General features: G+C 70.9%; 12 protein-coding genes. 6 read left to right on the top strand and 6 right to left on the bottom strand.

Features of this window, described 5'->3' with window-relative positions; genetic code table 11:
• Positions 1-50: 50 nt before the first annotated feature.
• Together FHR37_RS19900 and FHR37_RS19895 are read left to right on the top strand one after the other, a co-directional pair.
• The gene (locus tag FHR37_RS19900) at positions 51-959 is read left to right on the top strand and encodes an SDR family oxidoreductase (RefSeq protein ID WP_092885344.1); all 909 of its coding nucleotides are present in this window, start codon (positions 51-53) and stop codon (positions 957-959) included.
• Between the two features lie 49 nt (positions 960-1,008).
• Complete coding sequence (locus tag FHR37_RS19895; protein WP_092885342.1) at positions 1,009-2,610, top strand: N-acyl-D-amino-acid deacylase family protein; 1,602 nt, start codon at positions 1,009-1,011, stop codon at positions 2,608-2,610.
• Between the two features lie 23 nt (positions 2,611-2,633).
• On the opposite strand, the gene FHR37_RS19890 is transcribed toward FHR37_RS19895, so the two are convergent.
• Complete coding sequence (locus FHR37_RS19890; protein WP_092885340.1) at positions 2,634-3,269, bottom strand: HhH-GDP family DNA glycosylase; 636 nt, start codon at positions 3,267-3,269, stop codon at positions 2,634-2,636.
• An 85-nt stretch (positions 3,270-3,354) separates the two neighbouring features.
• Between FHR37_RS19890 and FHR37_RS19885 the strand changes: the two genes are divergently transcribed.
• On the top strand, positions 3,355-4,494 hold the full coding sequence (locus FHR37_RS19885; protein ID WP_092885338.1) for a mandelate racemase/muconate lactonizing enzyme family protein: 1,140 nt from the start codon (positions 3,355-3,357) through the stop codon (positions 4,492-4,494).
• Between the two features lie 140 nt (positions 4,495-4,634).
• A complete protein-coding gene (locus FHR37_RS19880) occupies positions 4,635-5,837 on the top strand; it encodes a mandelate racemase/muconate lactonizing enzyme family protein (RefSeq protein WP_092885336.1) in 1,203 nt (400 codons plus the stop codon).
• A gap of 26 nt (positions 5,838-5,863) precedes the next feature.
• Here FHR37_RS19880 and FHR37_RS19875 read toward each other — a convergent pair whose 3' ends face one another.
• Positions 5,864-7,111 carry an enolase C-terminal domain-like protein gene (locus FHR37_RS19875; protein ID WP_092885499.1) on the bottom strand — a complete coding sequence of 416 codons (1,248 nt, stop codon included), beginning with the start codon at positions 7,109-7,111 and terminating at the stop codon, positions 5,864-5,866.
• A 132-nt stretch (positions 7,112-7,243) separates the two neighbouring features.
• Here FHR37_RS19875 and FHR37_RS19870 point away from each other — a divergent pair, with 132 nt between their 5' ends.
• Positions 7,244-8,293 carry a phosphotransferase family protein gene (locus tag FHR37_RS19870; protein ID WP_139239062.1) on the top strand — a complete coding sequence of 350 codons (1,050 nt, stop codon included), beginning with the start codon at positions 7,244-7,246 and terminating at the stop codon, positions 8,291-8,293.
• Positions 8,294-8,329: 36 nt separating this feature from the next.
• On the opposite strand, the gene FHR37_RS19865 is transcribed toward FHR37_RS19870, so the two are convergent.
• Positions 8,330-8,842 (bottom strand): GNAT family N-acetyltransferase, encoded by a 513-nt coding sequence (locus FHR37_RS19865; RefSeq protein WP_092885332.1) that lies wholly within the window; start codon positions 8,840-8,842, stop codon positions 8,330-8,332.
• Positions 8,843-8,852: 10 nt separating this feature from the next.
• Positions 8,853-9,629 (bottom strand): DinB family protein, encoded by a 777-nt coding sequence (locus FHR37_RS19860; protein ID WP_092885330.1) that lies wholly within the window; start codon positions 9,627-9,629, stop codon positions 8,853-8,855.
• A 190-nt stretch (positions 9,630-9,819) separates the two neighbouring features.
• Here FHR37_RS19860 and FHR37_RS19855 point away from each other — a divergent pair, with 190 nt between their 5' ends.
• Positions 9,820-11,688, top strand: coding sequence for an HNH endonuclease signature motif containing protein (locus FHR37_RS19855; RefSeq protein WP_237768930.1), 1,869 nt, complete (start codon positions 9,820-9,822; stop codon positions 11,686-11,688).
• Between the two features lie 22 nt (positions 11,689-11,710).
• Here the strand turns inward: FHR37_RS19855 and FHR37_RS19850 are convergent, their stop codons facing one another.
• Positions 11,711-13,438: an ABC transporter ATP-binding protein gene (locus FHR37_RS19850; protein ID WP_092885328.1), complete on the bottom strand. Its 1,728-nt coding sequence runs from the start codon at positions 13,436-13,438 to the stop codon at positions 11,711-11,713.
• The gene (locus tag FHR37_RS19845) at positions 13,439-16,078 is read right to left on the bottom strand and encodes a DEAD/DEAH box helicase (RefSeq protein ID WP_139239061.1); all 2,640 of its coding nucleotides are present in this window, start codon (positions 16,076-16,078) and stop codon (positions 13,439-13,441) included.
• Between the last annotated feature and the right edge of the window lie 156 nt (positions 16,079-16,234).

Genomic DNA, 16,234 nt, shown 5'->3' with positions numbered 1-16,234 from the left:
GACGTCAGTGACTGACATGATCCGCTGCCCGCGATGAAGGGAAGTCCGCAATGCACGTTTTCGTCACCGGCGCCACCGGCTGGATCGGCTCGGCGGTCACCGACGAGCTCCTCGCCCACGGCCACAAGGTGGTCGGTCTCGCCCGTTCCGACCGGGCGGCCGCCGCCGTCGAAGCCCGGGGCGCCGCCGCGCACCGGGGGAGCCTCGACGACCTCGACAGCCTCGCCGCCGGCGCGGCGGCGGCCGACGCCGTGATCCACCTCGCCTTCAACCATGACTTCTCCGACTACGCCGGGGCCGGTCGCACCGAGCACGCCGCGGTCACGCGGATGCTGGACACGATCGAGGGTGGTGACCGGCCGTTCCTGCTCGCCTCGGGACTGGCGTCGGGGGCCACCGGCCGGCTGCTGACCGAGGACGACGCGTCGCCGTTCCGGGGTGCGGACTCGATGCGGGGAGGCAGCGAGAACCTCGCGCTCGACCATGCCGGTCGCGGCGTACGGGCGGTGGCACTGCGGTTCGCGGCGAGCGTGCACGGCACGGGCGACCACGGCTTCGTCGCACAGCTCACCAAGGTCGCGAAGCAGCACGGAGCGTCCGGCTACGTCGGGGACGGCTCGTCCCGCTGGGCGGCCGTGCACCGTACCGACGCCGCCCGGCTGGTCCGGCTCGCGCTGGAGAAGGCGCCCGCGGGCTCGCGGGTGCACGCGGTGGCGGAGGAGGGTCTTCGTTCCCGCGACATCGCCGCCGCGATCGGTGACCACCTCGGCCTGCCCACGGTGCCGGTCGCACCTGAGGACGCCGAGGCGCACTTCGGCTGGATCGGCCGGTTCTTCGGCATGGACGCCATCGCGTCCAACGCCCGTACCCGCGAAGTCCTCGGCTGGGAACCGACCGGACCCACGCTGTTCGAGGACATCGCCGCCGGGGCGTACGACCTGGCGGGCGTGCCGGAATAGGCCTCGCGACGCCCGGCCGGGAGGTGAGGGGCCGGACTACGGTCAGGAGATGCTCGATCTCCTCGTCTCCGGCGGGACCGTGGTGGAGGGCGACGGTGGTCCGCCCTACCCCGCGGACGTCGCGATCGAGGGGGAACGGATCGTCGCGGTCGAGCCGCTGCCCGGCGCGACGGCTCGTCGGCACCTCGACGCCCGTGGCCACTTCGTCCTTCCCGGGCTGATCGACCCGCACAGCCACAGCGACTGGTCGATCCTCGGCAACCCGGAGGCACAGAGCACGATCCGGCAGGGCGTCACCACCGAGGTGGTCGGCAACTGCGGTGTCACGTACGCGCCACTCGGGCCGGAGTCGGCGCGCCAGGCAGCGGCGACGCTCGCGGCATTCGGGTACGACGGCCCGGTGGACTGGCGCGGGTTCGGTGAGCTGCTGCAGCGCGTCGAGTCGATCGGCACGTCGCAGAACCTCGCGTGGTTCGTCGGCCACAGCGCGCTGCGCGAGGCCGCCGGAGTGGGCACGGGCTCTCCCGGCGACGACGAGCTCGCCACGATGCGGGCGCTGTTGGCCGAGGCGCTGGACGCGGGGGCGCTCGGCATGTCGAGCGGGCTGGAGTACGGCGCGGGCCGGGCGGCCGGCACCGGGGAGCTGACCGATCTGGCCGGGGTGCTCCGCCTACACGGCGCGAGGTATGCCAGCCACATCCGCAACCGGGACGCAGCACTCGACGAGGCTGTCGAGGAGTTCTTCACGGTGACGCGCGCCGCCGGCGGGCGTGCCCAGCTGTCCCACCTCAACGTACGAGAGGACACCGGAGCGGCGCCGGACGCGTGGCAGCGTGCGGTCGAACGCCTCGCGGCCGAACGCGCCGCCGGCACCGACGTGCTGGCCGACATGACGCCCTACGACGGGGGGATCGGAATGGCGACCGGGCTGCTGCCGCCGTGGCTGCTGGCCGACGGCCCGGAGGAGGCGGCCCGGCAGCTGGCCGATCCGGCCGTACGGAACCGGCTGCGCGGCGACTGCGACCGCTACTGGCGGTTCGTGCACCGGGGTGGCTGGGACCGGGTGCGACTGCAGGCCGGTCCGGCGACACCGGAGCTGGAGGGGCTGGCCTTTCCCGAGATCGCCGAGCGGTTGGGTGGGGACGAGTGGGACGCCTTCTTCGACGTACTCGCCGCCGCGGGACCCGACCTGGCGGCGGTGCAACTGCTGGGGAGGCTGTTCACCGACGAGCACGTCGCCGAGACGGTGTCGCATCCGCTGTTCTGCCTGGGCGTGGACGCCTTCACCAGCAGGGTGGACGGGCCGCTGGCGGCGCGGTCGCGGCACCCGTTGTTCTTCGCGGGGCACGTGCACTACCTGGCGCACCACGTCCGTGACAAGGGCATCTTGACGCTGGAAACCGCCGTGCACAAGATGACCGCCATGGTCGCCGACCACTTCGGGCTGGCCGGCCGAGGCCGGTTGCGGCGGGGCGCCTTCGCCGACGTCGCGGTGGTCGACCTGGCCGGGCTGCGCGAGCGGTCCACGGTCGCAGAGCCGCATGCGTACGCACACGGCGTCCCGTACGTGATCGTCAACGGCGCCGTGGTCGTCGACGGCCACGACCACACCGGCGTACGAACCGGCTGCTACCTTCCCCGCGGCCGGTGACGGGCGCCTGCTCACAGATGGGATCAGCCGCGTACGTCCTCGGCGACGTCCTTCGAAAGGGACGCGCGCACGCAGCCCGCGACCAGCCGGGGCAGGTCACCGTCGCCGGCGAGCCTGCTCAGCTCATCCGGCGAGGACGGCAGACCGATCGCCTCGGCACCCTTCGCGGTGCGGTTGTCGACGTACGGCGCGAGGTCGTTCCAAACGCCCTGCACCTCGCGGCAGAAGATCGACGCACCTGTGGGACCGATACCAGGTACGAGCTGGAGCAGCTTCGCCACCTCGTCGACACCGTGCGCCTCGGCGTGCAGCCGGCGCAGATCGCCCTTCCAGCGTTCGAGGACGAGCTCGGCGCCCTGACCGAGCATCGTCGACGTGCGTTCGTCGTAGCGCCGGTAGTGCCCGCGGCCGAGGGCGTCAACCCGGTCCTGCCAGCTCGCGTCCCGCATGGCCGCGGGCGTTCGGTAGCCCGCCCTGAAAAGCTCCCGGGCCGCGGCGACCGCGATGTCCGCGCCGATGCGTGCCGACAGCAGGGTCGAGAGGACGAGCAGCTGGTACAGCGGCGAGGGCGCGTCGCGCAGCCTGATGCCGGCCTCCTCGGCGTACGTCGTGCCGTGCCGGTCGATCAGCGCCCGGGCGATCTGGTTTCGGTTGGCCATGAGGATGCTCCTACCCTCGTTCGGGACAGGGATACGCGCGACATTCGCTGGGACAGACCGTGAGACCGTCACTGGAGGGAACCCGATGAGGATTCGTGAGATCCGCGTTGCCGGCCTGCGGGGCGCGACGCCACCAGGAGGCTGGAGCGCGGAGCTGCAACCGGACGACGTCGTGCACACCCTGGTGGCCGTGCACACCGACGACGGCCCGGTCGGCGTCGGCAGCGTGTTCACCAGCGAGTCCCTGGTCCGGGGCGCGGTGGAGGTGCTCGAACCGCTGCTGCTGGGCGAGAGCGCACTGGAGCCCGAACGCGTCACCGAGAAGCTGCACCAGAACACGTTCTGGCTGGGGCGGGGCGGCTCGGTCACGCACGCCATCAGCGGGATCGACATCGCGTTGTGGGACATCCTGGGACAGGTGACGGGTCAACCGGTCGGCCGGCTCCTCGGTGGCCGCCACCGCGACCGCGTTCTGCCGTACGCGTCGCTGCTGATGGACGAGCCGGCACCGCTTGCCGAGGAGCTGGAAAGCCTGGCCGCACAGGGTTTCCGGGCGTACAAGATCGGCTGGGGTCCGTTCGGGCGCGGTGGTGCGACGACCGCACAGGACGAACGCATCGTTGCCGCCGCGAGGGAGGCGATCGGCCCGGACGCCCTGCTCGCGGTCGACGCGGGCGGCAGTGACGCGCACTGGCAGGGTGACTACAAGTGGGCGCTGCGCACTTCGCACATGCTCGCGAACTACGACGTGGCGTGGTTCGAGGAGGCGCTGCGACCGGACGCGCTGGAGGACTTCGTCTCGCTGCGCCGCAACGCCCCGGTGCCGATCTCCGGTGGCGAGGTGCTCACCCGGCGCCAGGCGTTCACGCCGTTCCTGCGTGCGGGTGCGTTCGACATCGTCCAGCCCGACGTGACCAAGGTGGGCGGGCTGTCGGAGTCCCGCCGCATCGGCTGGTCGGCGCAGGAGCACGGATCCCGGCTCGTTCCGCACGGCTGGAACACCGCGGTCGGGCTGGCCGCCGACCTGCAGCTGGTGTCCGCGCTGCCGGACACCGACCTGGTGGAGTACAAGACCGGATCGCCCTACATCGACGACCTCGCGGCGGGAGGCTGGAGCCTGGACGCCGACGGGATGCTCGCCATCCCGGCCGTGCCGGGCCTCGGGCTCACCCTGGATCCCGACGCGGTGGCCCGCTTCACCGAAGGCGCGGACCTGCTCGGCTGAGCGAGCCTGCTCGTTCGACCACTCGTCGGCCGGGACCGGACGCTCGCCACCGGCGTGGTTGCCGTTACCGGCGGAGGCGTTCGCGCTCGGTGGCCGAACGACGAGCATGGAAGGCGTCGACGAGAGGTGGTGTCGCACCGGTGAAGATCACCGCGGTGAAGTGCGCTGTACTCGGAACGAACCCGGTCGTCCGCATCGTGACCGACGAGGGGATCGACGGGTACGGCGTCGTCGAGTCCAGGAAGAACTACCTCAAGCCGGTGGTCGGATTCTACGAGCAGTACCTCCTCGGCCAGGATCCGACCGAGGTGGAGCGGGTCATGCTGCGGATCCGCCGGATGGGCGGCACGAAGCCGTGGGGGAGTGCGGTGAGCGCGATCGAGATCGCGCTGTGGGACCTTGCCGGCAAGGCCGCGGGACTGCCCGTGCACCGGCTGCTCGGCGGGAAGGTGCGCGACCGGATCCGCGTCTACAACGGCGGCGTGCGGTTTCCGCGGAAGGGCCACCGGCCCGAGGACTTCGCCGACGTGATGCGGCAGATGAAGGCGGCGCCGCAGGGCTTCAGCATCATCAAGCAGTCAATCGGTTTCCACGATCCGATGGTCGCGGAGATGGAGGGCCTTCTCTACGGCGAGGTGCGCACCGGCCCGCCGCACCCTTCACGTGGGCCGATGACAGAGCGTGGGCTCAACCACGTGGTCGAGTGCGTGCACGCGATGAAGGACGTGCTGGGGGACGAGATCGGCCTCGCCCTGGACTGCGGCCCGGGCTGGACCGTGCCGGACGCGATCAGGTTCGCCCAGCGGCTGGAGCCGCTGAACCTGTTGTGGCTGGAGGACCTGCTCGCCGGTGACTACGTGCCGTACGCCGACGCCGGCGCCTACCGCGAGGTGACCCGAGCCACGTCGACGCCGATCCACACCGGCGAGCAGCTCTACCTCCGGCAGTCGTTCCTCGAACTCGTCGGCAACCGCGCGGTGCGGGTGATCGGGCCCGACCCGTGCGACGTCGGCGGGCTGGCCGAGCTGAAGTGGATCGCGGAGTACGCCGACATGCACGGCGTCCTGATGGCGCCGCACGGTGTCGGCGACGGCGTACTCGGCGTGGCCGCGCTGGTGCAGGTGTCGGCGACCCTGCCGGACAACTACGTCGCGTTCGAATACCCGATCGCCTCCCACGACTGGTGGTACGACATCGTGGAGGGCCTGCCCGACCCGATCGTGCGCGACGGTCACATCGAGGTGTGGGACCGCCCGGGTCTCGGGGTCACGTTGGTGCCGGAGGCGGCGAAGAAGTACCTCGCCGAGGAGGACCGGGACTTCTTCGACTGGAACACGGCCTAGCGTCAAGGCGCGCTTGACGGCATCGGCTACCAGCGTGGCAGGGTCGGGTCGTAGTCCGGCCGCACCCGGCGCAGGTAGCCGGTGTCGTCGCGCACCCGGCGCCCGGAGCGCACGTAGTCCTCGTGGCGGCGTTCGAGGGCGTCCAGGTCGAGCTCGACGCCCAGCCCCGGCCCGGTGGGGACCTCGAGCGCACCGTCGACGAAGTTCAGCACCCCCGGCCGCACCACGTCGTACGCGCCGTTCCACGGATAGTGCGTGTCGCAGGCGTAGGTGAGCTCCGGCGTGGCCGCGGCGGCGTGGGTCATCGCGGCCAGGCTGATGCCGAGGTGGGAGTTGGAGTGCATCGACAGCCCGATGCCGAACGTGTCGCACAACGTGCCGAGCGCGACCGTTTGGCGCAGTCCGCCCCAGTAGTGGTGGTCGGACAGGATCACCTGCACGGCGTCGAGTCGGACGGCCCGCGGCACCTGGTCGAAGGCGACCACACACATGTTCGTCGCCAGCGGCAGGTCGGTGCCGGCGGCGACCTCGGCCATGCCGTCGACCCCGGGGACCGGATCCTCCAGGTACTCAAGGACCCCCTCGAGTTCGGCGGCGACGCGCTTCGCGGTCGGCACGGTCCAGGCGCCGTTCGGATCGAGTCTCACCGGATGGTCGGGAAACGCCGCCCGCAACGCCCTGGCGGTGGCGATCTCGACGTCGGGCGGGAAGACTCCGCCCTTCAGCTTGAGTGAGCCGAAGCCGTACTCGTCGATCATCCGCCGCGCCTGCGTCACCATGCCGTCCGCGTCGAGGGCCTCACCCCAGGGGTCGGGCGTGCCGTCGTACGCGCCGTCGGGATGGTCCGCCCACTTGTAGAAGAGATAGGCGGAGTAGGGAATCGTCGTACGGACCGCTCCGCCGAGCAGGTCGTACACCGGCCGGCCGGTGAGCCTGCCCTGGGCGTCCAGGCAGGCGACCTCGATGGCGGAGTGGACGGCAGTCCGCTCGCGCGCGGTCGGCGCGGGCAAGGCGTCGTTGACAGCGGCGTCGACGACCGTCCGGAGCGCCGTCGTGGCGAAGACGTCGTGGCCCACGAGCCTCGGGGCGACCAGCCGAAGGAGGTCCAGGTGGCGGACGTCGCCGGAGGACTCACCGAGGCCGACGATGGCGTCGTCGTCGAGGACCAGCCGCAGAACGGTGCGCAGCGCCAGTGGCTCGTGGACGCCACTGGAGTTCAGCAGCGGCGGGTCCGGGAACGCGACCGGGGTGATGATCAGCTCGCGGATTCTCACCGGGTCGAGCCTACGGACGTGGGACCGCCGGCCGAAGCGGTGCGGGCGTACGACGTCCAGATCGGCCAACCCGGTAGGTCGAATCGGGGCAGGTCCTGTCGGGGTCGGCGCGGTGGGGATAGGTTCGGCCGGGTGAACGAGCAGAGCATGTCCGCGCAGGCCGAAGCCGTCCTCCGGCGCCACGGCTACGGCCCCTCGGGGTTGGAGTTCGTGGGGGCCGGCGCCCAGAGCGTGTGCTACGGCACGGGCGAGGTCGCTGTGCTGCTCAGCCGCTCCGCCGACGCGGACCGGGTCGACGACCTCACCGGCCACGTCGTTCCCGGCAGCGAGCCACACCCGACGTGCAACAACTACGCCGTGCTCCGGTGGCTCACGACCCGGGCCACCGACGCGGGAGTACGGACACCGCGGTTCCTCGCCGTCGGCGACGAACCCCGTCCGTACGCGGTGGTCGAACGCGCCAACGGAACGCTCGCCGCAGACCATCCGGCGGTGGCGGAACACGCGGACCGCTGGTTCGGCCAACTCGGCGAGGAACTCGCGAAGACCCACCGGGTACGCACGACAGGCTTCGGGATGTTCGTCCCGGACGGTTCCGGCGGGTATCGCGGGCGGTTCGCGACCTGGGCCGAGTATCTCGACAACTGGCTCCGCGTCCACCTGTGCGTGGGCGGGTCCCGGCCGGAGGACCAGAAGGTGCTGGACCTGTTCCTCGCCCAGGGCATCGTCACCGAGGGCGATCTGGCGCAGGTGACGGCCAAGGCGCGGGAGGCCCAGGAGTGGCCGGTGGCGTCGGTCCTCACCCACTACGACAACCGGCTGGACAACCTCGTCGTGGACGCCGGTGACACGGGTGACTCGGACGACCCTGACCACGCTGACGACGCCGGCCGGATCACGGTCCTGGACTGGGGGCTGTCACTCGCCGGGATCGGGATCCGGCAGGAGCTGATCAAGCTCTTCCAGACCGAGCCGACGTCGGTCGAGAGCCCCCGGGTGGCGGCGTTCCTGAGCGGGTACGGGCTGTCGCATGGCGAGGCGGTGGAAGCTGTCGAGGACGGGAAGCTGATGCTCGTCATGGACGGGTTGGGGATGTCGTACGGCTGGGCCGGCGACCCGGACCGGCTGGACGGCATCCGGGCGTGGCTGCGTACGGTCGCCCGCCTCTGCCGCGACTGGTGAGGCGTGAGGCGCTCGGAAGCAACGGAGCGCCGAAGGTCAGCCCTGCGCGGCAGCCGGGGCGTTGAACGTGATCCAGGTATCGGGCGGCAGTTCTGGGCGACCCGGTACCGGCCTGCGTTCCTCAGTCCATGCGTCACCCGCGATCTCGGAAGCAACGCGACGCCAGAATCCGACTGCGATGACGTTGCTTTCCTGGAAGGCGACTTCCCATGGCCCCGGGTGTTTCGTCACGACCTCTTGAACGGCTCGCAGCCCGATCCCCGTCCTGCGCGCCCCACGGACCACGAAGAAGCTGCTCAGCACGCGCGTCGGAGCAGTCAGGCTGCGGACGAATGCGAGGCCGACAGGGGATGCGCCACTGGTCACGAGGTAGGGAGCCCAGTCGGCCTGGGTGAAGGCGGCGTGGAGTCGATCGCTCCGGAAGGTTCCGTCCGAGTTGGGCAGAGCACCGCTGAACTCCGACATGTCGTGTCGGAACAGCAACCAGAGGCGCTCCAGTGTCGGGTGGTCGGTCGCGTCGGCGAGGCGCGCGGATACGTCGGTGGTCATAGGGCGTGTCCTAACCGGGACGTGTTTCCAGGATGGCCAGGTCGCGCTCGGCGTAGAGCCGATGCTGCCATTCCTCGTTCAGCACGCACAACAGGACGTCGCGCACGGGAAAACTGATCGGCGGCGGCCAGCCGGCACCCTCGAGGGGGTTGGTGTGTCCGGCCAGTGACTCCACGGTCAGGCCGTCGACGACCTCGCGTACGGTGGCCATCCGGTCCCGTCGCAGTGCGAGCACGGTGTCAAGCGACGGTTGCGCAGTACGGTCCCACGGCACGCCAGGCGTCTCGGGCATCTCGTCCCAGGGCAGGTCCAGCGGATCCCACGGAGAAGGGTCACCGAGAATCGCGCGCCGGATCCACGCGTCGGTGGCGAAGACCAGATGCCGCAGCGTCTGGACGAACGACCACTCGCCGCCGACCGACTCGTGCAACAGTGGCGGGTCCAGCCGCCGGGCCCGCACCACGGTCCCGTCCCACAGACGTTCCAGGATGTTCCAGGCCTCGCGGAAACCATCCGGGTCGGCCGGCCGCATCTTCACCCGGTCGGGATGGCGGCGGTCCAGCTCGGCCTCGACCAGTGGTGCGACGTCGACACCGTTGATCGTGAGGTTTCCGACCTCGCCGTGGATCTCGACATCCACCAGCTCCACGCCCCGCATCACGACGCCGGTCAACCACGCACCTCGGAACACCGCTCCGGTCAGGTCGCTGTTGCGAAACTGCGCTCCCCGCAGGTCGACCCGTTCGAACCGGGTTTCGCGCAGGTCCTTGTCGACGTACTCGGCCACGGCCAGACCGTACCCCCGCCTGCCGACGTCCCGCCAGCGTTCAGTGCTCTCATCGCCGACCGTACGACTCGCACACGGTCAGCCGGCCGCGCAGTTTCTGGAGACGCAAGACGCGATTGACGTCGATTCTTTCTTGTGGGTAAGGGGTTTCCTACGAACAAAGGCGATCTTGTTCGGTAGACTCGAACGCATGAGCGACGGCGGTGAGTGCTTCGGCGAGGACCTGGGCGGCGAGCCCGGTCCTCGCGGGGTGCTGCCCGCCGGGTTTGAGGATCTGCCGGGTGGGCCGGAGTTGGCGGCGGCGGTCGCCTCGGTCGACCTGGATGCGTGTGACGGGTGGGAGTTGGAGGAGTACGTCAAGGGGACACGGCGGCTGGTCTGCTGGGCGGAGTCCCGCTGTTTGACGGGGGTGAACGAACTCGCCCACGCCGATCCCGATATGCGTACCGATTCTGCCGGGCGCAGGTTCACCGCGGACTCGATGACCCCCGTGCTCCTGGAGCCGTTGCTGGGGTGGACCGCCTACCGCGCCTCCCAGTACGTGGCAATAGCGACCGTGCTGCCTAGGCTGCCGCGGGTGCGTGACGCGTTGGCCGGCGGACTTCTGGAGTTCGACGAGGTCCGCGTCATCGTGGACCGGGTCGCCGACGCCAAGCCCGGCCTGTGGGATGCGATCGAGGCCGCCCTGTTTCCGAAGGTGCTCCAACTGCGGGGTGGGTTGTTGCGCGCGAAGGTGGAGGCGGAGGTCCTCAAGGCCGACCCCGACGCCGCGGCGAAGCGCCACCGGGAGGCGCGGACCGGGCGGAACGTCGCGATCTGGCCGGCTGTCGATGGTGTCGCCGACCTGGCCGTGCGTGGTCTGTCGGCCGATCAGGCTGCTGAGGCGTACGGCTACATCGACGCCATCGCCCGCGCGGTGAAGTCCAGCGGCGACCCGCGCAAGCTCAGCCAGCTGCGTGCGGACGTCGCCGCGTCCCTGCTGACCGGCATGGCCGACATCGTCGACTGCTCCGCCCCCATAGACACCGACAATCACGCCGATCAAGGCCAGGCGCAAGACGAGGCCGGACAGGACGAGGCCGAGCCGGACGAGATGCCGCGGGATACTGAGCCGTGCAACGCGGAGGGTGACGCCTCAGGGGAGCGTGGCGAGCAGGGTTCGTGTGCCATTCACAGGTTCCCCGACCACGACCAGCACGAAGCCCACTGTGACTGCGGGGACTGCGCTCCGGCCGGGACTGCGAACGTCACGGCGCACTACACCCCCTGCAACTGCTCGACCGTCCACGACACCGCCGCACATGAAGCCGGAAAGGAAGCAGCCACCGAGGAGACGACTACCGCCGACGGTGCCGCTCCGGCCGCCGGTCATCCTGCTGCGGGGCAGATCCCGCAGCAGAACCGCCGGCCCGACGAGCCGACCGACCCGCTTGTGGACGATCCGACACCACCGCGGCCGCCCTGGTCGTCCTCGCAGCCGAGCTGGGGGCCTATACGAACGCGCGCCAAGATCCAGCTGAACATCCCGTTGACCACGCTCATGGGACTCTCGACCCGGCCAGGTGAGCTGGGCGGGTTCGGACCGGTCATCACCGAGGTCGCCGAACGCGTCGTGGCGAACAACCTCACCAACCCCGAAGCCAGGTTCAGTGTCGGGGTCACGCATCCGGTCACCGGGCGGCTGCTCCACCTGCATCCGATACCGGCGAGGTTCCTGCGCGGACTGCAGGCAGAGCTGGTCCATGCTCGCGACCAGCGGTGCGTGTGGACCACCTGCAGACGCCCCGCCGCGACCTGTCACCTCGACCACAACACCGAACATCAAGACGGCGGGGAAACCTCCGTGGACAACATCGCGCCGCTGTGTCCTCGCCACCACAAGGCGAAAACCGAGCGGGACTGGAAGCTCCAGCAGACCGGTCCCGGTGAGCACATCCTCACCGACCCCTTCAGCCGGCACTACCTCAGCCGAGCACCCTCCCTCACCGACCCGGTCGTCGACGAACCGGTGGCCGCCACGGCAGCGAGGTCGGCCGACGACGACCTTCCGCCGTTCTGAAGCCAGGTCTTTGCGACCGCGACTACGACCCGGCGACGGCGGACTCGATCCCGGCGACGCGGCCGCGGTCGAGCCGGACGGTCTGGTCGGCGTTCTCGATGGTGCTCGTCCGGTGGGCGATGACCAGCATGGTGCGACCGGCCAGATGATGCGTCATCGCCTCGTGGAGAGCGGCCTCTGTCAGCGTGTCCAGGTGGGCGGTGGCTTCGTCCAGGATGACGATGTCGGGATCGGCCAGGAACAGCCGGGCGAGACTGAGCCGCTGGCGTTCCCCGCCGGACAGCCGGAAGCCGCGGTCCCCGACCGTGGTGTCGAGTCCCTGCGGCAGGGTGTCGATCAGGGCGGCGAGCTGGGCGCGGCGCAGAGCCTCGGTGATCTGCTCGTCGGTCGCCTCCGGCCGCGCCACGGTGAGGTTGGCGCGCAGACTGGCGTGCAGGACGAACACGTCCTGGGTCACCATGCCGACCGCCCGGTGCCGCGCAGCAGGGGACAGGTCGGCGAGGTCGACGTCGTTGATCCGGATCCGGCCGCGGCTCGGCTGGTGAACACCGACGGCGAGCAGCGCCGTGGTGGACTTCCCGGCGCCGCTGGCACCGACGAGCGCCGTCGTGCCGCCGGGCACCAGGGAGAACGAGAGGCCGGCCACCGCCCAGTCCTGCTCGCGCGCGGCCGCGGACTCCGCGGCGAGATCGGGCAGGGTCGCCGTTCCGGGTGCCGGATGCCGGAACCACACCTGCCCGAACGTCATCCGCCTCGCCGGTGCGTCCAACGTCTGCTCGCCCGCCCGGCGGGGCACCGGCAGGTCCAGTACCGCGAACATCCGTTCCAGTTCGATGATGCCGTCACTCAGGCTCAGCCCCTGGATGCCGAACTGCACGAGCGGGTCATAGACCAGCTTCACCAGGGCGGCCATGGCGACGATCTGCCCGACCGTCGCGCCCTGCAGGGCACCGGCGGCGTAGGCACCGGCCACCCCGAGCGCGGCCAGCGCCGAGGTGAAGAACTGCGCGCCGTAGAAGCCGGCGTTGCGGGCGACCATGGCCGCCCGGATCCTGGCCGCCAGGGCGACGTAGGCCGCGGACTCGGCCGGGTGGGAGTGGAGCAGGTGACGGCTCACCGCGCCTTCCACATTGAGGCGTTCGGTGAGGAAGTGTTCGGCCTCGCCGGCAGCGACAGTGCCCTCGTGGCCCGCCGCGAACAGGCGCCGGTTGAACATCCGGAAGGGGAGCAGGAACATCGGCGCCACGGCGAGCACCACGAGGGTCGCGGCCAGGCTGAGCCTGGCCAGTGCGCCCAAGGCCAGCACCAACAGCACTCCCTGGCCGACGAGGGTGCCGAAGATCGCCTGGATGAGGTTCTGGGCGGCTCTGGGGCTGCGCGTCAACCGGGAGACCACGGCGCCGGCCTTGGACTGTGCATGGAAGGCGTACGGCTGGGCGATGATCTGCTCGAACAGCTTCACCCGCAGAGCCTCGACGATCCTGCCACCGACTTCGGCCCCGCTGGCGTTCGCGACCGCGCCGGCCCCGGCCGCCACCAGGCCGAGTGCCAGCGCGACCCCGGTCCACGCCAACGCGACCCCGGTGGCACCCGCCGCCAGCCCGTCGTCGACGACGCGCTGGAAGGTCAGCGGGACCACCACCGCCAGCAGAGCCGACGTCAGCAACAAGGTGAGGTAGAGCGCGAGCCTGGACCGCTGACCGGCGAGGAAGGGCAGAAGCCGCAGGAGTACGGAGAACCGAACGAACACTCAGTTCTCCTTCACGGCTTGAGCATCGTCGGCGACGATCGCGCCACGACGTAACGCGACAACCGCCTGCGCCGCGGCCCGCTGGTGGCCGCCGGGCACGGTGGTCAGCTGGTCGAGGAGTTCGGCCACCTGGCGGATCTCGCGGACGACATCGCCGACCAGTACACCGGTGCCGCCGACCGCGACGTCCAGCGGTGAACCGGATGCCCATCGATGAACCGGCACGCCGAGCGCGGGTTCGGGATGCGGCGTCGGGGTCAGTCCCTCGGCGACCTCATCGGCCTGGACGTCCCGGGTGAGGGCCCGGACGGTCTCCCACCGCCGGGTCAGCTCCGCCGATGCGAGGCCGGTCGACGCCGGGCCGCCGAGACGAGTGCGGGCGGTGAACCACGACGCGGCGGAGGCGAGCGAGGCGGGGTCGAGGTCGTCCAGCAGACCGGCCACCAGACACTCGCCGAGCAGCAGTCCGGACGGGTGGAACAGCCGGCGGATCGCCTGGCCGGACGGTGTCAAGGTCAGGTTGACAAGGTGGCGGCGACGGCGAAGCAGGGCGAGCACCTGGTCGAGCTCGGTGCGGACACCGGTTCTCGCCGCCATGAGCGAGGTCTGCAGGTCGTCGACGGTGGCGGTCAGCTGGTCACGTCGTACGGCAAGGCGTCGCCGGGTCTGTTCCTGTTTCGGCTTGGGGCGCGGTCCGTGGGTGGTGGCCGGCCGGAGGTCGTCGAGCGGGAGGTCGAGGAGAGCCAGTGCGTCCACTGCCCGTTTCGCGTGTCCGCGCTGGGTGGGCTCCCAGTCCGGCAGGTCGAGGTGGTGGAGGACGGCAGGGCCGCCGCGCAGGGTCGACGGCGTGAGCTGGAGACGCCGTCCCGTGCTGTGGATCGCCTCCACGCAGACGGTCCCGCGTTTGGTGCCGACGGCCAGCACGACCGCCGGACCGTACTCCGGACGTCCGGTGTCGACGACGACATCCCCGGGTCGAAGTCCGGCGAGATCCCGGCCGGAATCGGTGCGCTCGGTCGCGCCGTGAGGATCGGCGACCGGATCGGGATCGCCGTTCTCGGGAAGCTCGGCGAACTCCGCGAGGTCTTCGACGACCTCGGCAAGCTCGGATTGACGTACGTCGAGATCGCCGTCGAGGATCGCCGCCTGGTCGAGGGCGCAGCGGTGCCGCAGCGACGACTCCACCGTGGCCCGCGCCTCGTCCAAGGTGCCCGTACGCACGAGGTTCAGCGCCATCGCGGGCGTCACCCGGAACGCCGACCGGATCGCCGCGAGGTGACCACCGGCGAGCGCTCCCACCCGCTGGAACGGGACGTACGGCGACCACGGCACCACCACGTGCCCCACCTCGTCGATGCCGCGCCTCCCTGCCCGGCCGGCGAGCTGGGCGAACTCGCCCGCGTCGAGCACCTCGCCACTCGCCCGCACGACGCGGTCGATCACCACTGTGCGGGCCGGGAGGTTCACGCCCAGGGCGAGGGTCTCCGTTGCAAAGGCGACCTTGACAAGCCCCTCGCCGAACGCCGCCTCGACGACGTCGCGCTGCACCGGTGCCAGGCCGCCGTGGTGGGCCGCGACACCGGCCTCCAGCGCGTTCTGCCAGCCGGCGGCGTCGATCGCGCGGAGTTCCCCACCGGACAGGGGCGCGAGCGCCTGGCTGACGAGGCTCCGGATGCGTACCCGCTCGGCTTCCGTGGTGAGCTGGAGATCCCCTGCCAGGCAGTCAGCGACGGCCTCGTCGCAACCTGCCCTTGACAGCACGAACCAGATCGCCGGCAGCAGGTTGTTCGCCCGCAGGTGGGCGATCAGGTCGTGCCGAGTGGGTGGTACGGGACGGTCCCGGTCGCGGACACGCAGCCCCTCGCCCCGGGTGTCCCGCCGCGCGCCGTCGAGGAGTTCGGCGGTCGTGTTGAGCTGCCCGTCGACGAAGATCGGCAGCAGCATCGGCGCGGTCCGGCGCAGGTTGTCGACGGCGTAAAGATGGTTGAGCCGCACCGGACGCTGGTCCGCGACGACGAGTTCGGTGGGGCCGTGGACCCGGGTCAGCCAGTCGTGCACGAGTTCCACGTCCGGGATGGTCGCGGACAGGCACACCAGCGCCACGTCGGCCGGGGTGTTGATCACCACCTCCTCCCAGACCGCGCCGCGATCGGTGTCCTGGAGGTAGTGGAACTCGTCGAGTACGACGGCGCCGAGCCGGTCCAGTGCCGCCGCCCCCGGCCCGGGACGGCCCCCGCGTACCTCGTACAGCATGGCCCGCAGCACCTCGGTGGTGACCACGAGCACAGGCGCACCGGGGTTGACCGTCCGGTCCCCGGTGATCAGCCCGACGCGTTCAGGGCCGAGGCGGGCGGACAGGTCGCGGTACTTCTGGTTGCTGAGGGCCTTCAGCGGGGTGGTGTAGACGGCGGTGGTGCCGGCGTCGAGACTGCGCGCCACCGCGTAGTCGGCGACGAACGTCTTGCCCGCACCGGTCGGCGCCATCACGAGAACGGACCGGCCGGCGTCCAGGCCGTCCATTGCCTGAAGCTGGAACGGGTCGGGTCGTACGCCGAGGTCGTCGAGGAACGCGCGACGAACGCGAGGGATGGCGGCAGGCTCGGGAGTGTGCGGGGGAGTCGAGATCGACCGGTCGGACAAGGTGGGCTCCGCGGGAGTCGTGGGCCACCGTCGTGCGTCCGCGCGGTCAGCGAACCGGTCGGGGCGGTGGCGCGGGCATGATCGGCAGGCTCAACGCGCCCACCCCCTTCCGCTGCCACTCCGTCACTGGCGACCGGCCGACGGAGCCCGCGCGGT

The organism is Actinopolymorpha cephalotaxi (assembly GCF_013408535.1).
GTDB lineage: Bacteria > Actinomycetota > Actinomycetes > Propionibacteriales > Actinopolymorphaceae > Actinopolymorpha > Actinopolymorpha cephalotaxi.
The sequence above is the reverse complement of the archived record's forward strand: the minus strand, read 5'-3'. Positions and strand labels throughout refer to the sequence as shown.